The sequence below is a fragment of the Shewanella sp. 0m-8 genome, assembly GCF_052977265.1.
The window spans coordinates 40579-61723 of sequence record NZ_JBRIMB010000008.1 but is presented as its reverse complement, the minus strand read 5'-3'; the positions used below and the strand labels follow the sequence as shown (position 1 = coordinate 61723).

Genomic DNA, 21145 nt, shown 5'->3' with positions numbered 1-21145 from the left:
GTTATTTACCCCGCTCTGACTGCAAGTGCAGGTTCTGATTGCGCTAACTTTAATAGATCATCTAGTGCAACACTTTTTGGTTTCACTAAAATGAAGCAATCTAGCCAGTTTTCGAAATCGCTCAAGATCATCTTGGCATGATCACTATTGGTTTCTGTTACATGCTGCTCTATCAAATCGCGTAGATGCTGCTGATGTATTGGCGATTGTACTTTGTGTGTATCGACCATCTCGGTATTGACTCGGCGGTTAAAGTGACCATATTGGTCAAATACATAGGCAAACCCACCGGTCATACCTGCACCGAAGTTAACGCCGGTTCTACCGAGCACAACAACAATGCCGCCAGTCATGTATTCACAACCGTTATCACCCAAGCCTTCGACAACGGCAATGGCACCTGAGTTACGCACCGCAAAACGCTCGCCAGCTTTACCTGACGCGAATAACTTGCCGCCAGAGGCCCCGTACAAACAGGTATTCCCTAAAATCGCCGAACGCTCGCTCTTGAATGGGCTTCCCAGTGGTGGATAGACACAAATTTTACCGCCAGACATGCCTTTACCGACGTAATCATTGGCATCACCGCATAGCATTAGCTCAAGACCCGGTGCGTTCCATACTCCAAAGCTTTGGCCTGCGCTGCCGTTAAATTTCAGGGTGATAGGGGCTTTCGCGCCGCTTTTACCAATGTGGGTTGCGATATAGCCTGACAGGCTCGCTCCTACAGAACGGTCGGTATTGTTGATGCTAAACATCTCACAAATGGATATACCGGCTAATACGGCCTCTTTACAATCTGCGACCAGACGTTGGTTTAATTGACCTTTGTCTGATGGAGGATTGATTTCGCGCCATGTAACCGCTGAGTTTTCTGGCACCTTAGGGCGATATAGGATCGGTGCTAAATCGAGATGTTGTTGTTTAGCCGTATCGCCCTCAATGGCTGCTAACCAGTCGCTGCGCCCTACCATCTCTTCAAACTCTGTTACACCCAGTGCCGCCATGTACTCACGGATCTCCTGTGCCACAAACTCAAAATAGGTCATGACGCGTTCTGGTAATCCATGGTAATGCTCATTGCGCAGTTTTGGATTTTGGGTAGCGACACCCGTCGCGCAGTTGTTGAGGTGGCAAATACGTAGGTATTTACAACCTAGAGCAATCATAGGCACAGTTCCAAAACCAAAGCTTTCAGCGCCGAGCAGTGCGGCTTTGATAACGTCCTTGCCGGTTTTTAAGCCGCCATCCACCTGTAAGCGGATTTTATGACGCAGACCGTTTGCGATCAGAGACTGATGTACCTCGGCAAGACCAAGCTCCCATGGGCTTCCGGCATACTTTACTGAGGTGATAGGGCTGGCACCAGTACCACCGTCGTACCCTGAAATGGTAATCATATCGGCGTAGGCTTTAGCGACACCGGTGGCAATGGTGCCGACACCTGGCTCAGATACCAGTTTGACTGATACTAGCGCTTTGGGATTGATTTGCTTCAAATCAAAAATCAGCTGAGCTAAGTCTTCAATCGAGTAGATGTCATGATGCGGTGGTGGTGAAATCAGTGTCACACCTGGGCGAGCATTACGTAGCGCGGCAATCTCAACGCTGACTTTATCGCCAGGAAGTTGTCCGCCTTCGCCTGGTTTTGCACCTTGAGCAACCTTGATTTGTAATACTTCAGCATTGACTAAATAATGTGCCGTTACGCCAAATCGACCCGACGCAATCTGCTTAATTGCCGAGTTACCTTCGGTATTGAAGCGGCGTGGATCTTCTCCACCTTCACCGGAGTTTGAGCGACCGCCTAAGCGGTTCATCGCAACGGCTAGTGCCTCATGAGCTTCAGGGCTTAGGGCTCCGATACTCATTGCGGCGCTGTCAAAGCGTGGGTATAGGGTTTTAGCTGCTTCTACTTGTTCAATTTTAACGGGGGCAAGTTCACCTTTGACTTCAATTAAGTCACGCAATGTTGCAATTGGGCGATTATCGACAAGTTCAGTGAAACGTTTATAACTTGGGTAATCTTGATCTCTCAAGCTTGCTTGTAAGGTGTTAACCACATCAGGGTTAAAACAATGGTATTCGCCACCCTCAACATATTTGAGCAATCCGCCTTGGGTCAACGGCTGGTGCGCTCTAAATGCATTTTTGTGTAGCAGTTGCTGATCTTGTTCGATTAAATCGAACGTCGCTCCTTGAATTCGGCTTATCACGCCATTAAAACACAGCTCGACGACTTCATCTGCAAGACCGACTGCTTCAAATTGTTTACTGCAGCGGTAAGAGGCGACGGTACTAATGCCCATCTTAGACATGATCTTACGCAGCCCCTTGTCTATGCCATGACGGAAGTTAAGCATCAAGTCACGGGTATTTTCAACACCGTTACGCTTAGCTAGATCAGAGATGCACTCATACACAAGGTAGGGGTAAACAGCCGTAGCGCCAAAGCCTAGCAGCACTGCAAAGTGATGAGGATCGCGGGCTGATGCGGTTTCAACAATGATGTTGGTGTCACAGCGAAGGCTATTATCAACCAGCACTTGCTGTGCTGCACCAACCGCCATAGCAGCTGGGATCACTTGCTTAGATTTAGCGGTTGCACGATCTGAAAGCACTAATAAGGTGGTACCCGATCGCGCTAAACGTTCAGCTTCATCACAGATACGTTTAACGGCCGCTTCTAAACCTTCACTGAGGTCATAGTTTAAATCGACGGTATTGGCACGGTAGTAGGTGCTATCGAGTGCCATTAGCTGGTTGAAGTCGCTATATAGCAACACTGGCGAGTTAAACATCACACGGTAGGCATGACCTGTGGTCTCGTTGAATAGGTTTTGCTCACGACCCGCGCAAGTGGTTAACGACATCACGTGCTTTTCACGTAGCGGGTCAATAGGTGGGTTGGTTACCTGGGCAAACTTTTGGCGAAAATAGTCATAGAGGGTACGTGATTTTTTCGACAACACTGCCATCGGCGTGTCATCGCCCATAGAGCCTGTGGCTTCTTCACCTTTTTGAGCTAGCACCCAAATAACTTGCTCTAACTCTTCACGAGAATAGCCAAAGTGTTTTTGATATTGCAGCAGCTGGGCATCATCAAATTCACGTCTACCTTGATCGTTCGGTCCAAAATCTTCTGCAGGTTTAAGCACTTTACTATTTTTAGCCATCCACTCTTTGTATGGGTGGCGACGCTTTAAGTCGTTATCAATTTCAAACGATGAATAAAGTTGCCCATTAAGGGTGTCGAGTACTAACAACTCACCGGGTCCTACGCGACCTTTCTCGATCACTTCATCTGCAGCGTAATCCCAAATGCCGACTTCAGAGGCTAAGGTTAGTATACGGTCTTTAGTGATGACATAACGCGAAGGGCGCAAGCCATTTCGGTCAACGGCACAGGCCGCGTGACGGCCGTTAGTCATTACGATACCGGCAGGACCATCCCAAGGCTCCATATGCATCGAGTTAAAGTCATAGAAGGCCTTTAACTCTGCATCCATTTCAGGGTTACTTTGCCACGCTGGTGGGATCAATAGACGCATTGCGCGATATAAATCCATACCGCCAGCAAGTAGCATCTCTAACATGTTGTCCAGAGATGATGAATCAGAACCCGTTTCATTTACGAAAGGTGCTGCCTGCTGTAAATCAGGTAGTAATGGTGCGTGAAACTTATAAGCACGCGCTCTTGCCCATTGACGGTTACCGGTAATTGTGTTGATTTCGCCATTGTGAGCTAAATATCTAAATGGCTGAGCCAGCGGCCATTTAGGTGATGTATTGGTTGAAAAGCGCTGGTGGAATAAGCAGATTGCACTTTGGAGGCGGATATCTGCCAAGTCACTATAAAAAGCAGGCAGGTCTGCAGGCATCATCAGACCTTTATAGACGATGACCTGGCCTGAAAGACTCGCTACATAGAAGTCTTTATCGTGAGTAAGCTGTTGCTCTACACGCCGCCTTGCCATATATAAGCGTCGTTCTAAGTCTTTTTCTCGCCAGCCAATGGGGGCGTTAATCAATACTTGAACTATCTGTGGTTGACTCGCTTTACCAATTGGTCCAAGTACGTCGGCATTAACTGGCACATTTCGCCACCCTGCAACACTTAAGGTTTCCTTTTGGAGTTCTTGTTCAAGTAGCTGTTTGGTTTGCGAAGCTAAGATAGTATCTTGACTAAGGAAAAGCATGCCAACGGCGAAACGACGGCTTAAATGCCATTCATTTTCTTCGGCTATCGCTTTAAAGAAGTTAATTGGTAATTGCATTAATAGACCACAGCCGTCGCCAGTGCGGCCATCAGCAGCAATACCGCCACGATGCTTCATTCGGTCTAGGCCATGGATCGCGGTACGTACAATACGGTGGCTTGCTTCACCGTCCATCTGGGCTATTAACCCAAATCCACAATTGTCCCGCTCAAAACTTGGATGATATAAGCTCATTACTACACTCCCTAACCTCAACTGATACAACTCGGGAGATAAAGCAAAAAATCTCTATAGATATGCACCCGAATCAATCAAATTAACCTCAAGCGGGTTAAAGGTCAAACCAAATTACTGCATAAAAAGTAACTTGCAATTGCTGTTTAATACACCTGCATTAATCGGTTTACCTTAACGTAAACTGCAGATCTTCACGTATAACATTATGAATAAAAAGGATTTTGAAATTTACGGTTTTTTCTAGCCGCCTATTTGTAACTAAAATGTTGATTATATCTGTTTTCGGTAAAGTGATTTTTATTGCACATACAGTGAAATGATAACCACTCTTACTTGTGAGTATTTATGCATAAATAAACATGAGTGTAGTAAAGGTGAGTCGTTAGTAACGTAAAGAAATCATTAATAGTAAAGCGTGGTCTTTACGGTTATTTGAGCTAGCGCTAATTAATGAATTGTGGAACTGGTTAAAATAGCGCAAATTTTTTCGCAAGGTGATAGAGCAGTTGGGACTGGATAGTTACGTTAATACCTTCGGTGGTGTATGCAAACAAAAATATGGTGAGCGGATCCGTAAGCTGACTATTGATGCTAAGTTCACTTGTCCAAATCGTGACGGCACTTTGGGTAAGGGCGGTTGTACCTATTGTAATGTGGCTTCGTTTAGTCATGAACATAAAACAGAGCTTTCTATTCAAGAGCAACTTAATCAGGGGCGTGAGCGCTTATCATCTAAGTCATCGAAATATATTGCATATTTTCAAGCCTATACCAGTACTTATGATGAGTACCTAGTATTAAAGCAAAAGTACGATGAAGCGATACAAGATAGTGATATTGTTGGGCTCTGTGTCGGCACTCGGCCTGACTGCGTTCCTGATGACGTACTGGAGCTATTAGTTGGCTATCAAAATGATGGCGTTGATGTATGGCTAGAATTAGGCCTGCAATCGGCTAATGACAACACCCTAAAGAAAATTAACCGCGGACACGACTTCGCTGCCTATGAAGATACAGTTAAGCGCGCGCGTCATTTAGGCATTAGGGTATGTACTCATTTGATTTTGGGGCTGCCAGGTGAAAGCCATAAAGACTATCTTGAAACCTTAAATAAGGTGTTAGCCGTCGGCGTTGATGGCATTAAGCTGCACCCGCTGCATATTGTGGAAGGCAGCACCATGGCCAAAGCATGGCGTAACGACAAGATGAGTTTACTTGAGCTTGAAACCTATGCTTTTAGCGTGGGAGAACTGATACGCTGGACCCCCAAAGAGGTGATCTTCCATCGAGTTACCGCTTACGCCAAAAAACCTATGTTGTTAGCACCAGACTGGTGTGCCTATCGTTGGAATGGTCTTGTGGCAATTGTTGATGATCTGAAGGCAAAAGGCGGTCAAGGTACCTATTTGAAAAATAGCGTTTAAACTGTTAGGAGCTTTGTGCGAAAAACGTTCAAGTATCAGATTGGCAAGGTAGCCGCAAGGTTACTTTATTTAATGATAGGTTGGTAAAGTGTTAAAATCGGTGTAAATTTAACCTCGTGTGACAGTAGTTGTTGCACCGGTGATTTTAGCGGGTATTATGTGGTAAATTCGTATTTTTGTATACATGGCAATATTTTGAGAGGTGCCTAAATGGCAACGGCTGAATTAGAATCAATTCTGGATCTTAATACACTGGAGCAATACTGCAGTGCAATTGGTGCAGGTACGCTACTTAAAAGCGTCGTCTTGTTTGAACAACTGATGCCAGAGTACGTTGGCAACCTAGTCAGTGCACAAGAAGCTAACGATAAAGATACGCTTTGTAGCGAAGCGCATAAGTTCAAAGGCGCAGCGGGTTCAGTTGGCCTTAAACGTATTCAGCAATATGCCCAGCTATTACAACATGGCGAAGAAGCATCTTGGGAACAAGAGCACCAAGCATGGTTGAATGAAATTGTTGCATACGCTTCAAAAGACTTGCAGCAATTAAAAGAATACTTGGAGTCTAAGGCTTAAATTAACCTAGCTTCAATATTAATAGCGCAGTTTGGATTATCCACTGCGCTATTTTTTTATCTGTCGTTAAACAGTATCAAGAGATTATCTTGTACATTTTTGATTCAGTTCACAGTCTAACCGCTCTAAATCAGAGTTGGCTTAGCGTTTTATGGTAGAGTTAGATTGAACGATTAGATAAATAATGTCACTGGTAATCTATTTTATGAAACATCTACCAAGTTTAAAGAATCTGTTCTATCTGGTGAATCTACACCAAGAACAGAACTTCAACAGAGCCGCTAAAATATGCCATGTCAGCCAATCGACCTTGTCTAGCGGCATTCAAAACCTTGAAGAGCAGTTAGGTCACCAGCTTATTGAGCGTGACCATAAGTCATTTATCTTTACCGCGATAGGTGAAGAGGTGGTGATGCGCTCTCGTAAGCTGTTGACTGATGTTGATGATTTGGTCGAACTGGTTAAGCATCAAGGTGAGCCTATGACTGGTGAGATCCGCTTAGGTTGTATTCCTACTATTGCGCCTTTTTTGTTGAGTAATGTGGTTCAACATTGCAAGCAGGCTTACCCAGACTTAACGCTATTCTTAAAAGAAGACACAACCGATCGTCTGATCAACGCGTTAGGTAAAGGCGAGCTCGATCTGCTGTTGCTGGCTCTTCCGGTCGATACGAGTGGCTTTCATAGCATGAAGGTTGGTATTGATCCGTTCAAAATGGTAGTGCATAAAGATTTGAGCGATGAGATCCATGAACCCATCGACTATCAAGATTTACCGGATGAAAGTATTTTTTTACTGCAAGCAGAGCACTGTATTACAGGCCATGCCATTTCGGCTTGTCAATTAGGTGAGAGTATTAAAATCAACCCATTTGCAGCGACGAGCCTGCACACGTTAGTACAGATGGTGAACTGTAAACTAGGCACAACATTCTTACCGCAGATGGCAATCGATGCGGGGATTTTGAATAACACAGACTTAACGACGATGGCCCCGCCTGGTGAGACGCCTTACCGCGACATCGGATTAGTTTGGCGCCAAACATCAAGCCGAATTTTGACCTTTAGAACGATAGGATTAGAGATCCAAAAGTTATTAGAGCAAGCTGATAAATAGGTCGTTGGTATAAATAATAAAGCCGATAAAATTATCGGCTTTTTTATTGCTATTTTTTATTGCTATTTTTTATTGCTAAGAGTTAGCGAGTTTAGGTGTGACACCAAAGACTTCGATGGAGTGTTGCTTACCTTTTAACTTGATTGGTCCTAAGCTATTTAGGTTGTACTGTGAGTCGCTATATTCAAGACGTGATTGTAGCGAGCCAGAGATCAGCATTCGCTGACCCAGTGGGTTACATTGGTCTTGTAACCGAGCTAAGGTATTAAGTACATCGCTAAAGAAGCTAATTTCTTGCTTCTGCACACCTACAACGGCAGCAACAACTTGACCGCAATGGGCCGCAGCCTTAAATTTAGGCACAAAGCCATATTGTTCTTCAAAGTAGCGTCTTTGCCAGCTGAGTTGCTGACTAAACTCATGATAAATATTAAAGCATCGATCTTCTTTAATACCGTCTTTTAATGGCCAGTGGATAAGAACTGCATCCCCCATATAACGATAAATTTCAGCCTCGTTATTGGTTACCGTATCGGCTAATAAACTAAAACTGTCTTGGATTAAGCGGCTAAAACGATAGTCTCCAAGTGATTCAGCATGAGTGGTTGATGCCACCATATCTAAATACAAAAATAAGCGCTGTTCATATCTTGGCTTATGATATTTACCTAAACCAATATTAAGTAGCACTCTTGGGCCAACTAATAGTGCCATCTGCTCAATAAATGCTAGGCCGACACGCACCACAACGAGATAGACAATCAATGCCTGGAATGAAGGACTATAAAGAATGTGAGCTGTTAACATTTGGCGCAATGTAGTCATATGGTTTTCAATGGCCCACATGTTGAGGTATTGGGTGATATAGGCCAAAGTTGTTGCGCCGAGCAATAAAAACAGGCCTTTAAAAACAACTGAAAAAACATAGGGTAAGCGATTGATAGCACTGAAATCTGCAATTAAGTTCGACATCCAGTGAAGGCTGCCGAAAATCAGGCCCATATAAATTGAAAGCGTGGCTAAATCAGCGGAGCCAATGGCCCACTGTGGAAGTTCTGGAGTTTGCGCGTATCTAAAAAATACGAAAGCCGCCATGGCCAAAGTCCAAGCGAATATAGCAAAGGCTAATTTTTTCGCTTGTATATGTGCTTTCACTATTAAGGGGGTATCCAAATACTACACGATTTTAGGAGGCGCTATTTTATAGAATATTCCCCTACTTTGACTAGTAGTATTTGTGATCTAGGTCAAATGAGTGTGAGTTTTGGCCAAAAAAAGACTTAAAGCAGCTGTGAAAGTATTTTTTGGGTAAATTGGGTCTTTAAATAAAAGCCTCTAGGGTTGGTTTGGGTGAGTTGTCCATCACGGCCAATGCTATCTGTAACGACCTGACTATTCGCGGCTTTAGGGCGTAGCTGTAGCACTTCTCCATGTCGAGCTGTGACTTTGTCGACTTGGCCCATTGCTATTAACTCCATGATCTCCTCCCAGTCTTGTTTTAGGAGTTCACTCTCTTCACTAGATGGTTGCCATAAAATAGGTGAGCCTATCTGGCGCTCGGCTAAGGGGATCTCTCGGTCACCTTGAACAGGGATCCACAATACCTGTTGGAGCTTATGGCAAACCACGCTATTTTCCCACGTTAACCCTTGTATATTGGTCAGTGGCGCTACCGTTACATAAGTCGTTTCGAGCACTTTTCCTTGTCGGTTGACTGGAATCGTCTTGAGTTCTACGCCTAAATGAACAAAGTCTTGTTCAGGCCTTGAGCCCGCTAAGGCACCTAACTCTAATTCAATTAGTTGTCCGACCCAGCCTTTATGACGTTTTAAGTCATTCGGCATCTCAATATCGTGATAATTTGCAAGCTGGCCTAAGGTTAAACCTGCCATGGCTTCGGCGCGTTGCATCAGTTCTTCGATGCTTTCTGGGGAGCTAAGTGATTTCTTCATAGGCATAATTTTACCTAAATAGTCAGTTATATCAAATAAGAGTGAAAAACGAACAGCTAGTTAAACACTGGGCGCTAACGGTAGAAATTATACCTAAGTAAGTGAATTGCATGGGGAACTTTATTGTTGTTCATATCTGGACTTGAGTTTTTACTAAGTTACACCACTGCTTTCCCTGTTTTTCCAACATAGTTATCCACAGAATTGTTGGATAACTTATATTTATTCAATAACTACTGCAATCAAAGTGATCTGTCAATCTATTAAAAGGCGGTTTTTTTGCTTTTTTTAAACGGAAAATGGTTGCACTTGTGAATAACACCTTTCGGCTATCTAGCGATTCAAGCTATTTAAATGCGCTGGTTAAAAAGTGACCACCTTTGGCTTTCGCCAGTGTTTTGGTTTTTATACCTCAGTGTAAGTCTTTGTTATTGTGTGTCTTGTTGTTTGCTTTTCTCCTAAGGTAAAATTAATAAACCAATAGTAAATGCGCAAGTTATTAGACTTTAATTGAGTTTCCAACAGAGATATCCACAGTTTTTGTGGATATCATGAGTTATTCATTTGGCTCTCTGTTGATAAGGTTGATAGAAAAGTCATTTTATCCAACGATTGGCGTGTAACAGATATTTGCCGCCGGACACGCTTTGTGAAACAATCAAAAGATTAATAGTTAATAGTTCGGAGTCCATGTGATTGATAGTGACGGCTTTCGCGCAAATGTGGGCATCATTATCTGTAATCGCTTTGGGCAGGTTATGTGGGCAAGACGTTTTGGCCAACATTCCTGGCAATTTCCTCAGGGTGGCGTTGACGATGGAGAGTCAGCAGAAGAAGCCATGTATCGTGAGTTATACGAAGAAGTAGGATTAAAGCCAGAACATGTGCAAATTCTAACATCTACGCGATCATGGTTACGCTACCGATTACCTAAGCGGTTAATCAGACAAGATAGTAAACCCGTGTGTATAGGGCAGAAACAGAAATGGTTTTTGCTACAATTGAAAAGTGCCGAAAGTGCTATTGACCTAAATGCCAGTGGTCACCCAGAGTTTGATGATTGGCGTTGGGTCAGTTATTGGTACCCAGTAAGACAAGTCGTTTCTTTTAAAAGAGATGTTTACCGAAAAGTCATGAAAGAGTTTGCTGTGACCACTTTACCTTTGCAGGTTAAAGAGTCGAACAATAGAAGACGAGGTATGCGTAGAAGCTAAATAGGGAGGTTTGCAGTAGTGCTAAAAACACTGAGAGATATAACACAGGCGGTTGCGTCAGCTCGCGACCTTCAAAACGCGTTAGATCTGCTTGTTACGCAAACCAAGCAAGCTATGGCTACAGAGTGTTGTTCTATCTATATATTAGAAGAACAACAACTCGTACTTTCTGCAACTGATGGCCTAGAGCCCACAGCTGTTAATCGCGTAAAAATTCCCATTACACAAGGTCTCGTTGGTTTAGTTGCTCAGCGAGAAGAGGCTATTAACTTAGCCGATGCCTCATCTCATCCAAGATTTAAATTACTCCCAGAAGTCTCAGAAGAAGCTTATAGCGCCTTTCTCGCTGTGCCGATCGTTTATCAAAAGTCGGTTATTGGCGTTATCGTGGTTCAGCAAGTGCAGGCTCGTCAATTTAGTGAAGGAGAAGAAGCCTTCTTGATGACACTAGCTGCTCAGTTAGCCGTTGCAATTAAGGGGGTCACTCATAGAGTTAAATCTGCCACTAACTTGCAGCAGCGTTACTACACTGGCAGTCAGGCTTCCAAAGGTATTGCGATAGCTCAAGCTTTGGTGCTTGGTGGACAGATTTCATTTGATCTTGTTGAGCGGCAGGCCAAATCAATTGATGAGGAGGAGAGGCGCCTTCAAGATGCAATGAACCGGTGCAAAGATCTGCTTGTTGGGCTATCTCAACGCTTCGATAGAGAAAAAGATGAAGAAGCGGCCTCGATTTTTAGGGCATTACTGCTATTGCTTGAAAAAGCGAGTTTAGGCGGAGAATACATAAAAGAAGTTAGAGCCGGCTGGAGCGCGGAAACGGCAGTTTGTCTGGTTTCCAAGCGTTACATCGTACACTTCGGCTCGATGACAGACCTCTACCTTAAAGAACGCGCTAATGATATTAGAGATCTCGGCCAACGTGTGCTGAGGCAGTTAATTGAACCGGATAAGATTTTTTTAGAGCCTCAAACGCCAGTGATCTTGATTACTCGTGAAGCCACTACCACCTTATTAGCGGAGTTTCCCAGACAAAAATTAGCAGGGATCGTCACCGAGCTTGGCGGTGCTAACTCTCATGCGGCCATTTTAGCGAGGGCTATGGGAGTACCCGCGATTATTGGTGTTGAAGGCATATTAAGCGCCAATATAGAAAAGTCGCAGATTATTATTAACGCCAATCGTGGTCAGGTCATTATTGAGCCATCAGGAATCGTACTGTCTGAATATCGAAGCTTAATAGCGGCGCAAGAGGAGCAGCAAAGACAATACGCGCAAGAACTCTCTCATAAAGCGGTGACAATTGATGGTAAGCGTATTTATCTTTACATCAATAGCGGGTTGTTAAGTAGCGTTGATTCAGAAACTGGCGCCGACTCAGATGGTATCGGACTGTATCGCACTGAGATCCTGTTTATGATCAAACAGTGCTTTCCTGGTGAAATAGAGCAGTTAGAAATTTATCGCAAGGTTCTAAAGGCGGCCGGTAATAAGCCTGTGGTGATGCGAACATTGGATGTGGGTGGCGATAAGCCGCTAGATTACTTCCCCATTATTGAGGATAACCCGTTTTTAGGGTGGCGCGGTATTCGATTATCGCTGGATCATCCTGAGTTATTCCTAGTTCAATTAAGAGCGATGCTACAGGCGGCAATTGATACTGAGCAGCTACATATCTTGCTGCCAATGGTCAGTAATCTTGAAGAGATTGATTTAGCTTTGATCTATTTAGAACAGGCTTGCCAGGAGCTGACTTCAGAACTTGGTAAGCAGATCACTATGCCGAAAGTGGGCATCATGCTTGAAGTTCCAGTGTTGCTATATCAGTTAGATGAAGTGGCTAAACGGGTAGATTTTGTTTCAGTAGGCTCCAATGACTTAACGCAGTATCTATTAGCAGTCGATCGTAATAACCCTAGTGTTAGCCCATTATTTGATAGTTATCACCCGGGCGTTCTCAGAGCGCTCAAATTTGCAGTCGAACGCTGTAATGAGCTCGAACTGCCAATTAGTGTTTGCGGCGAGCTTGCGGGTGAACCTATTGGTGCTATCTTGCTGGTTGCTATGGGATATGAGCAATTAAGTATGAATCAGGCTAGTTTAGCGCGAATTAATTACTTATTAAGACGTGTTTCACAGCAAGAGTTAAGCTTATTATTAGCAAAAGTATTATGCCTAAATAGTGGCGATGAAGTGAGAAAACGAGTCAGTGATTATTGTGAGCAACGCGGTCTTTTATCGGTGATAAGTTAAAAAGCCTCAATAACTTGTTATTCCGTTAGTGAATAATTTAAGCTTAATCAATAATAATAACGAAAGGTCGTACTTGTGGAAAGCTGGCTATATATATTGTGTATTTGCTTAGTGCTAGGTGCAGGCATTGGTTTTATGGCTGGGCTGCTCGGGATCGGCGGTGGACTGATTGCTGTTCCTGCGTTACTGCATATTTTACCCCAAGTTGGTATTACACCTGAAAAGTTACCCCATGTCGCGATTGCAACCTCTTTGGCGGCCATCATCCTTACCTCGCTTTCATCTGCCCGTGCGCATCATAAAAGGGGTAATATTCCTTGGCCGTTATTTAAGTCTATGCTGCCAGGCTTTGTGCTGGGCGCGTTATGTTCAGGTTTTATTTCTGAAATGATTGCCGCGAAATCACTGCAACAAATATTTGCTGTATTTGTTATCTTGATGGCTGTGCAGATGGCCTTTCCATTTAAGACCGAATCAAACCGAGCAATGCCATCGCCTATGAGTTTGTTCTTTGCAGCGACCGCGATAGCTATTATCGCAGCGCTTATGGGAATTGGTGGCGGTGTACTTTTGGTACCTTTCTTAACTTGGTGTGGGCTACAAATGCGCAATGCGGTTGGGTTTTCTGCTGCAACAGGTTTACTCATCGCATTATTTGGCAGTATCGGATATACACTCGCAGGTTGGGATGCTGCTGGTTTACCAGAATGGACCTTAGGTTATATCTATTTACCGGCATTGATAGGTATTGTATCGACATCGATGTTGATGGCCCCTGTGGGCGCAAGAGCCGCAACTAATTTACCTACGGCAAAATTAAAGAAGTTTTTTGCCGTATTCCTTGCTCTTGTGGGCCTGAAACTTGTTTTAGCATAATGTTATACTGGGTAAATGTCGGTAGTATTTCTTCATTTAGCGCTGGGAGACAACCCAGCATCTTTTTTTATAGGTAGATAGTCATGAAACAGTATTTAGATCTTTGTCAGCGAATCATTGATGAAGGGACTTGGGTTGAAAACAGCCGTACAGGTAAGCGTTGCCTTACCGTTATTAATGCTGATTTGGTTTATCATGTCGATAAAAATGAATTCCCACTTATTACTACGCGTAAAAGTTTCTATAAAGCGGCAATTGCTGAGCTGCTGGGGTATATCCGAGGATATGATAATGCTGCTGATTTTAGAAAAATTGGCGCAAAAACCTGGGATGCTAATGCCAATGATAATCAAGCATGGTTGAACAACCCTCATCGTAAGGGCGTTGATGACATGGGGCGCGTTTATGGCGTGCAGGGCCGTGCTTGGAGTAAGCCAGATGGTGGCACTGTCGATCAGTTACGTAAAATTGTTGATGATTTGTCAAAAGGCATAGATGATAGAGGCGAGATCTTGAGCTTCTACAACCCTGGTGAGTTCCACATGGGATGTTTAAGACCTTGCATGCACACTCATAACTTTTCCTTAGTTGGTGATACGCTTCATTTGACCAGCTTTCAGCGCTCTTGTGATGTCCCGCTAGGCCTTAATTTTAACCAAGTTCAGGTGTTTACCTTGCTAGCCTTGATGGCACAAATTACGGGTTATAAAGCAGGCAAAGCATTCCATAAGATTGTTAACGCACATATTTATGAAGATCAGCTAGAACTGATGCAAAATGTGCAACTAACACGTGAACCTTTTGCTTCGCCGAAATTGGTGATTAATCCGGACATTAAGTCACTTGAAGATTTAGAAACGTGGGTGACAATGGAGGATTTTGACGTTACGGGTTATGAACATCATGAACCGATTAGTTATCCATTTTCAGTGTAGATTTTTGCTATTCATGGTCGTCTATAAACTCGCTTAACGGCGAGTTTTTGCTTTAACATTTTATTAAACCACTGAAAGTGGATTTGCTACCTCCCTTTTATACTCCGCTTGAAACTCTCTACTAATAAATTACTATTATCTTAGTGGTTTAAGCTTATATTAAGTCTTTATTCAGCATTTACCTGACGAAAAATTGAGTAAATACTCGTTATTTTCGAATCGTCAAAAGTTTGTTTTTTAAATTGTTATATTGTGTGAATAATAGGCTTGTAATATAGATCACCGTTTTACTTCCTAAAAAAGTGTGATCTCCAACGCTTTATTGTTATTGTGGCTTTATAAAGCGTGATTATTCTATTGATGTTTGGTACTTATGCATATTAGGATTTAAATCAATACTTCGGATATACCGATGTTTGTAGTTGGCGCAAACGATTATTCAGGTTAATCGTATTCAGCTACACTCGGCAGTATTGAGATTTTATGGAGCGTATAAATGGAACGGGCAATTAGGAATTTTTTAAGCCAGGAATCGGCAGGCGGCATTATTTTAATGGTTTCCGTCGCATTAGCGATGATTTTGGCGAACTCACCTTTATCAGGTATGTACCAAGGCTTTCTGGAAACAGAAATGCAAGTCCGTGTTGGCAGCCTAGATATCGATAAAACACTGATCCATTGGATCAACGATGGCCTGATGGCGATATTCTTTTTACTTATAGGCTTGGAAGTCAAGCGAGAGCTATTGGAAGGCGCATTATCGAGTCGAGCGCAGGCTTCTTTGCCGACGTTTGCAGCAATTGGCGGTATGCTTTTCCCTGCTGCTGTTTACCTAATATTCAATTATTCAGACCCTATCACTCAGGTAGGCTGGGCAATTCCTGCCGCAACTGATATTGCGTTTGCATTAGGTATTATGGCGCTATTGGGTAGTCGAGTTCCTGTTGCGTTAAAAGTGTTTTTATTGGCGCTAGCAATTATCGACGATCTTGGTGTTGTTGTGATTATCGCACTTTTCTACAGTACGGACCTGTCGACAATTAGCTTAATCATTGCTGCGGTTGCAATTTTAGGTTTGATAGGGCTTAACGTTAAAGGTGTAACAGCATTAGCGCCATATGGAATACTCGGTCTGATATTGTGGATTGCAGTATTAAAATCAGGCGTTCATGCCACACTTGCTGGCGTTATTATCGCATTCTGTATTCCGCTTCGTGCAAAAGATGGTTCGTCACCTTCAGAGAGTTTAGAGCACGGGTTGCACCCATGGAGCACCTTCATGATCTTGCCGATATTTGCCTTCGCAAATGCGGGTGTAGATTTAAGCGGCATGAGCTTGAGCTCGTTACTATCGCCTGTTCCGTTAGGTATTGCACTTGGACTACTGATCGGTAAACCATTAGGTATCATGCTATTTAGTTTCATAGCAGTAAAACTTAAACTGGCAGTATTACCAGATGGCATGGGATGGAGACATATTACTCCTGTAGCTGTTATGTGTGGTATTGGTTTTACTATGTCTATGTTTATCTCGTCACTTGCATTTACTGGCGAGGGCCAAATGTACGGAGACTATGCAAGACTTGGGATTTTATTGGGATCACTAGCATCTGCAACCATAGGTTATTTCTGGTTATCTAAGGTGCTACCTGAAAAAGGAGAGAAAGTATGAGATTAAGGTTATTAGCATTAGTCGTTGGTCTGGGTTTTACTTCAATGGCATCGGCAACACAGGTTGAAGTGTGTAATCAAGATATCAATAGTGTTGTTTGTCATAACTACCTTGAAGGTGTCGTTGATGGAGCCTTGATGTATAAAGGGGCGGCAGTGGGTAAACGATTAGAAAGTGATGGCTACGAGTCTCGCGCGCTTAAATACCGAGGTGGTAAGCGTTATCAGGAAGCTAACCGTACCTTTTGTGAGGATAACCTCCCAGACCGTGATGCGCTTGTTGCTGGATTAGCTGAAGCATTCTCAAGCGGTGAAATAAAACGTACTGATGATTTGACGAGTGTTATGTCAGGCTTATTGGACTGTCAGCGTCTTAAATAAGTCACAGTCAATTAACGAGGCAACTGAATAAGTTGCCTCTTTTTTTATTTTCAATACTGTGGCGTTAATCATGGCAAATCTAAACTACAATCACCTTTACTACTTCTGGATGATCCAGAAAAAGGGCTCGGTTGCTAAGGCTGCAGAGGCATTATGCTTAACTCCGCAGACGGTTACTGGTCAAATACGTGTATTGGAAGCTAGCCTTAATGGCAGCTTGTTCAAGCGAGTGGGACGGTCATTAGAGCCGACAGAGTTAGGTGAGTTGGTATTTCGTTATGCCGATAAAATGTTTAGCTTAAGCTATGAGATGCTCGATCTGCTGAACTACCAAAAAGATGAGAACATCTTGTTTGAGGTCGGTATTGCTGCAGCGCTGTCAAAAGCATTGACCAGCCGAGTCTTATTGTCTGTAGTACCCAGCGATGGTTCAATGCATTTAGCGTGTTATGAGTCGACTCACGAAGACTTGATGGCACGATTACGCGAACATAAACTAGATATGATCCTATCGGATTGTGCGGGTGAAAGCCTTAAATACCCTGAGATTTTCTCTAAGCAGCTAGGTGAGTCTGGTGTGGCATTTTTTTCCGCTGAAACTTACTCTAAGCCTTTTCCGCAATGTTTAGAGCAAGGCAAGTTATTGATCCCAGGTAGACGGAGTTCTCTTGGGCAGCAATTAGTGCGTTGGTTTGACGAGAAAGCACTTAATGTGAGTATTCTCGGTGAATTTGATGATGCCGCCATGATGAAATCATTTGGTTTTTTCAAGCAGGGAATATTTGTAGCACCGTCAATTTATAAGCAAGATATATTAGCTCACGGTATGACGCTGCTAGGTGAAACATCTGAAATTAAAGAGGTTTACCATGTGATGTTTGCAGAAAGAATGATCCAGCATCCAGCGGTTAAGCGGCTTTTAGAGACTGACTTTAGCGATCTATTTGCAGGTAATGACCTGACCGTACAGCAGTTATAAGGTATTAATATTGGCTAGTGTTTAACGCTATATTGGACGGTTTTTTCACGTTATGGCCTAGCTGCAAGGCTCTAAAAGTAAAACGTTTATTGAGTTACGACACTAAGGCTAGGCAAGCGTTATAAGCAACTGTTACACTAGCGGCACTATCAAAGATTGGAGTTTTACTTTGTCTGATTCAAGCCAAGAACCTATGAAATTACCGAGAGTTAAGTGGGCGTGCCGCAGAGGTATGCTTGAGCTAGATGTATTGTTTCAACCTTTTGTTGAACAGCAATATGAAGCTATGTCGGTCAAAGATAAAGACACTTTTGTCAGACTACTCGAATGCGAAGATCCTGAGCTGTTCGCTTGGTTTATGGGCCACGAAGTGTGCAATGATCCTGAGTTTGCAGAAATGATTATTAGGGTTCGTGGACGTCCAGCAGCATAGTTTTGATGTTCGAACCTCTTTCGGTCAACGTCTCTCGTTGGCCGTTATTGCTCTTATTTGTCTAAGCTCTTTTCTTATTTGGCCTTACGCTGAAAACATCTCTTATATCTTACTCAAAGCATTGCTGTTTATTGCATGTTGTATTTTCTTTATATGGCAGATATGGCGCTTAAAAACGTGGCGTTGTCGCTTTGTTCTTAGAGCCGACGGCGGTGGTAAACTTGAGGGGAACATAGGTTTCGTAGTAAAAGGCAAACCTGTTATTACGCCTTTTGCGGTGATGTTTGATATTAGTTTCGCGAAGCGAAGTACAAGATTAGTGGTGTGGGCGGATATGCTAGACGACACAAACTATCGACATCTGTGTCGTCTGCTTCAGTTAGCCAGTCAGAGGTGAAAGGCTAACCGCTATAGTTAACGGCAATGCTTTATTAGCATTACATAGACTGCAAGGGTTAACGACTGGGGCTAATCGGGCTGTAGAATCGTTGGTTTTGGTGATGCATCCTTGTTTGGATGATCTATGTTGTAATGCAAGCCTCGGCTTTCTTTACGCTCCATAGCGCAGCGAATAATAAGCTCTGCAACTTGGACCAGGTTACGCAGCTCTAACAAGTTATTACTGACTCTAAAGTTGCTGTAATACTCTTGAATTTCCTGTTGCAACATGACACAGCGGCGTAATGCGCGCTCAAGTCGTTTATCAGAACGAACAATGCCGACATAATCCCACATAAATAAGCGTAACTCGTGCCAGTTATGGGCAATAACCACTTCTTCATCAGAATTAGACACTTGGCTTTCATCCCAAGCGGGTAAAGTGCCCGGCATCGGGATCTTACCTAGCTGACTTTCAATATCCTCTGCTGCGGCCCTAGCAAATACCAAACACTCAAGTAGTGAGTTGCTGGCCAGACGGTTAGCACCGTGAAGTCCTGTGTAAGCGACCTCGCCAATCGCGTACAAACCATTAAGGTCAGTTTGTCCATGTAGGTCTGTCATTACCCCGCCACAGGTATAATGCGCAGCAGGTACAACAGGGATCGGCTCTTTGGTGATATCGATACCGAGTTCTAAACAGCGCTTATAGATAGTTGGGAAGTGCTTAATAATAAAATCAGCAGGCTTGTGGGTAATGTCAAGATAAACGCAATCTGAACCTAAGCGTTTCATCTCGTAGTCGATTGCACGGGCAACAATATCACGCGGTGCAAGCTCTGCGCGCTCATCAAATTCTGGCATAAAGCGGGTGCCATCAGGGCGACGTAGAAACGCGCCTTCGCCGCGCAGCGCTTCGGTCAATAAGAAATTTCTCGCATCAGCATGATAGAGGCAAGTTGGATGAAATTGGTTAAATTCCATATTGGCGACACGACAACCTGAGCGCCATGCCATGGCAATGCCGTCACCTGAAGCGATATCAGGGTTCGATGTATACTGGTAAACCTTAGAGCTGCCACCAGTTGCTAGCGCGACAAATCGTGCCTTAACGGTTTCAACATGCTCTTCATCTCGGTTCCAAATATAGGCACCTTGCACGCGATTTCCTGGGCGACTTAATTTTCGGGTGGTAATTAAATCAATGGCATTATAACGTTCGAGCACTCGAATATTCGGGTGATTACGTGCCTGGTCTTGCAGGGTGACTTGGACCTCTTTGCCTGTGGCATCGGCGGCATGTAGAATGCGTCGGTGACTATGGCCACCTTCACGAGTCAAGTGATAAGGCGCTTCAGCTGTACTGCCTGCAGGAACTTCTTCTTTATCGAATGCGACGCCGCAGTTAATTAACCACTGCATTGCAGCTTTGGCATTTTCAGCTGTAAATTTCACGACAGGCTCGTCGCAAAGCCCTGCTCCGGCAACGAGCGTGTCGGCAACATGAGACTCAATGGTGTCGTCTTCATCAAAGACTGAAGCGATACCACCTTGGGCATAATAGGTAGAGCCTTCGCTAAGTGGACCTTTGGAAAGCAAAATAACTTTTGATTTTTCAGCAAGATGCAAAGCTAAAGTGAGACCGGCAGCACCACTGCCGATAACCAAAACGTCAGATTGGTGTTCAACTACTTGTTTCATCAGGTATCATAGAGTTATCTGGGAGTCCGACTATGTTAAACCATGGCGCTGAATATGGATACTTTCATAGGTCGCATATAAAAAATCATTGCTTCCATAAAAGAAAATCACATCTTTGCAAAATTTTTTAGAACTTTTTTGAAACGCGCTAGTCTACATAAGTGAATATGATTCGAGCGGCTGAGAAATCAGTATTAGATTTAGGAGTAGTCGGCTCGGATGAGTGGACAAATAAGTGATCAACAGTTAGTTGAGCGCGTACAGCGTGGAGACAAAAACGCTTTTAACCTTTTGGTACAAAAATATCAAAACAAGGTCGCCAATCTGATATCTCGTTATGTACGAAATCAGGCCGACGTTGCAGATGTTTCGCAGGAAGCTTTTATTAAAGCTTACCGTGCACTACCAAATTTTCGTGGTGAAAGTGCGTTTTATACTTGGTTGTACCGCATCGCAGTTAATACTGCGAAAAATCATCTGGTCGCTCAAGGGCGTCGCGCCCCAGCGAATGATGTCGATGCTGAAGAAGCTGAATATTATGATGGCAGTGATGCGTTAAAGGAGTTTGCCTCCCCAGAACGTCTCGTATTGTCAGAAGAAATTCAAAAGGTTGTTTTTGATACCTTAGACACATTACCAGAAGAATTGAAGATGGCTATTTCACTCAGAGAACTTGATGGTATGAGTTACGAAGAGATAGCCAATGTTATGGATTGCCCTGTAGGCACTGTGAGATCGCGGATCTTCAGAGCACGAGAAGCAATCGATAAAAAGCTTAAGCCGTTGCTAGAACGTTAG

17 protein-coding genes are annotated in these 21145 nt (G+C 43.6%); 13 read left to right on the top strand and 4 right to left on the bottom strand.

What is annotated here, in order from left to right:
* Nucleotides 1–5: 5 nt before the first annotated feature.
* Nucleotides 6–4454 (bottom strand): glutamate synthase large subunit, encoded by a 4449-nt coding sequence (gene gltB / locus ACVBIO_RS05775; RefSeq protein WP_447160398.1) that lies wholly within the window; start codon nt 4452–4454, stop codon nt 6–8.
* 509 nt (nt 4455–4963) lie between these two features.
* On the opposite strand from gltB, the gene ACVBIO_RS05770 reads away from it, so the two are divergent.
* The 3 genes from ACVBIO_RS05770 (at nt 4964) to oxyR (ending at nt 7574) form a co-directional block, all read left to right on the top strand.
* Nucleotides 4964–5881, top strand: coding sequence for a TIGR01212 family radical SAM protein (locus tag ACVBIO_RS05770; protein WP_447172171.1), 918 nt, complete (start codon nt 4964–4966; stop codon nt 5879–5881).
* 210 nt (nt 5882–6091) lie between these two features.
* Entirely contained in the window at nt 6092–6457 is a 366-nt protein-coding gene (locus tag ACVBIO_RS05765) for an Hpt domain-containing protein (protein WP_447160400.1), read from the top strand.
* 205 nt (nt 6458–6662) lie between these two features.
* On the top strand, nt 6663–7574 hold the full coding sequence (gene oxyR, locus ACVBIO_RS05760; protein WP_447172212.1) for a hydrogen peroxide-inducible genes transcriptional activator OxyR: 912 nt from the start codon (nt 6663–6665) through the stop codon (nt 7572–7574).
* 75 nt (nt 7575–7649) lie between these two features.
* Here oxyR and ACVBIO_RS05755 read toward each other — a convergent pair whose 3' ends face one another.
* On the bottom strand, nt 7650–8729 hold the full coding sequence (locus ACVBIO_RS05755) for an adenylate/guanylate cyclase domain-containing protein (RefSeq protein WP_447160401.1): 1080 nt from the start codon (nt 8727–8729) through the stop codon (nt 7650–7652).
* Between the two features lie 125 nt (nt 8730–8854).
* The gene (mutH, locus tag ACVBIO_RS05750) at nt 8855–9526 is read right to left on the bottom strand and encodes a DNA mismatch repair endonuclease MutH (protein ID WP_447168880.1); all 672 of its coding nucleotides are present in this window, start codon (nt 9524–9526) and stop codon (nt 8855–8857) included.
* Nucleotides 9527–10218: 692 nt separating this feature from the next.
* Here mutH and rppH point away from each other — a divergent pair.
* From rppH to ACVBIO_RS05705, 9 genes are all read left to right on the top strand, one after another.
* Entirely contained in the window at nt 10219–10740 is a 522-nt protein-coding gene (gene rppH / locus ACVBIO_RS05745) for an RNA pyrophosphohydrolase (RefSeq protein WP_447160402.1), read from the top strand.
* 18 nt (nt 10741–10758) lie between these two features.
* Nucleotides 10759–12993, top strand: a complete 2235-nt coding sequence (ptsP, locus tag ACVBIO_RS05740; RefSeq protein WP_447172170.1) for a phosphoenolpyruvate--protein phosphotransferase — start codon at nt 10759–10761, stop codon at nt 12991–12993.
* Between the two features lie 75 nt (nt 12994–13068).
* A complete protein-coding gene (locus ACVBIO_RS05735; RefSeq protein ID WP_447163725.1) occupies nt 13069–13869 on the top strand; it encodes a sulfite exporter TauE/SafE family protein in 801 nt (266 codons plus the stop codon).
* Nucleotides 13870–13952: 83 nt separating this feature from the next.
* Complete coding sequence (locus tag ACVBIO_RS05730) at nt 13953–14804, top strand: thymidylate synthase (protein WP_447160405.1); 852 nt, start codon at nt 13953–13955, stop codon at nt 14802–14804.
* A 496-nt stretch (nt 14805–15300) separates the two neighbouring features.
* Nucleotides 15301–16476 (top strand): Na+/H+ antiporter NhaA, encoded by a 1176-nt coding sequence (gene nhaA / locus ACVBIO_RS05725; protein ID WP_447160406.1) that lies wholly within the window; start codon nt 15301–15303, stop codon nt 16474–16476.
* Nucleotides 16473–16856, top strand: a complete 384-nt coding sequence (locus ACVBIO_RS05720) for a hypothetical protein (RefSeq protein WP_447160407.1) — start codon at nt 16473–16475, stop codon at nt 16854–16856. Before nhaA ends, ACVBIO_RS05720 begins: the two co-directional genes overlap by 4 nt.
* A 70-nt stretch (nt 16857–16926) precedes the next feature.
* On the top strand, nt 16927–17835 hold the full coding sequence (gene nhaR, locus ACVBIO_RS05715) for a transcriptional activator NhaR (protein ID WP_447172169.1): 909 nt from the start codon (nt 16927–16929) through the stop codon (nt 17833–17835).
* Between the two features lie 193 nt (nt 17836–18028).
* Complete coding sequence (locus ACVBIO_RS05710) at nt 18029–18268, top strand: FAD assembly factor SdhE (protein WP_447160515.1); 240 nt, start codon at nt 18029–18031, stop codon at nt 18266–18268.
* On the top strand, nt 18249–18665 hold the full coding sequence (locus tag ACVBIO_RS05705; RefSeq protein WP_447160409.1) for a protein YgfX: 417 nt from the start codon (nt 18249–18251) through the stop codon (nt 18663–18665). The genes ACVBIO_RS05710 and ACVBIO_RS05705 overlap by 20 nt, the downstream gene beginning before the upstream one ends.
* 71 nt (nt 18666–18736) lie before the next feature.
* On the opposite strand, the gene nadB is transcribed toward ACVBIO_RS05705, so the two are convergent.
* Nucleotides 18737–20347 carry an L-aspartate oxidase gene (gene nadB, locus ACVBIO_RS05700; protein WP_447160410.1) on the bottom strand — a complete coding sequence of 537 codons (1611 nt, stop codon included), beginning with the start codon at nt 20345–20347 and terminating at the stop codon, nt 18737–18739.
* Between the two features lie 219 nt (nt 20348–20566).
* On the opposite strand from nadB, the gene rpoE reads away from it, so the two are divergent.
* Nucleotides 20567–21145, top strand: coding sequence for an RNA polymerase sigma factor RpoE (rpoE, locus tag ACVBIO_RS05695; protein ID WP_012154289.1), 579 nt, complete (start codon nt 20567–20569; stop codon nt 21143–21145).

Bases quoted from the DNA above. Each gene is read 5' to 3' on its own strand.
- gltB (WP_447160398.1), bottom strand. From the start codon at position 4,454: ATGAGCTTATATCATCCAAGTTTTGAGCGGGACAATTGTGGATTTGGG.
- ACVBIO_RS05765 (WP_447160400.1), top strand. From the start codon at position 6,092: ATGGCAACGGCTGAATTAGAATCAATTCTGGATCTTAATACACTGGAG.
- oxyR (WP_447172212.1), top strand. From the start codon at position 6,663: ATGAAACATCTACCAAGTTTAAAGAATCTGTTCTATCTGGTGAATCTA.
- mutH (WP_447168880.1), bottom strand. From the start codon at position 9,526: ATGAAGAAATCACTTAGCTCCCCAGAAAGCATCGAAGAACTGATGCAA.
- ACVBIO_RS05730 (WP_447160405.1), top strand. From the start codon at position 13,953: ATGAAACAGTATTTAGATCTTTGTCAGCGAATCATTGATGAAGGGACT.
- nhaA (WP_447160406.1), top strand. From the start codon at position 15,301: ATGGAACGGGCAATTAGGAATTTTTTAAGCCAGGAATCGGCAGGCGGC.
- ACVBIO_RS05720 (WP_447160407.1), top strand. From the start codon at position 16,473: ATGAGATTAAGGTTATTAGCATTAGTCGTTGGTCTGGGTTTTACTTCA.
- nhaR (WP_447172169.1), top strand. From the start codon at position 16,927: ATGGCAAATCTAAACTACAATCACCTTTACTACTTCTGGATGATCCAG.
- ACVBIO_RS05710 (WP_447160515.1), top strand. From the start codon at position 18,029: ATGAAATTACCGAGAGTTAAGTGGGCGTGCCGCAGAGGTATGCTTGAG.
- nadB (WP_447160410.1), bottom strand. From the start codon at position 20,347: ATGAAACAAGTAGTTGAACACCAATCTGACGTTTTGGTTATCGGCAGT.
- rpoE (WP_012154289.1), top strand. From the start codon at position 20,567: ATGAGTGGACAAATAAGTGATCAACAGTTAGTTGAGCGCGTACAGCGT.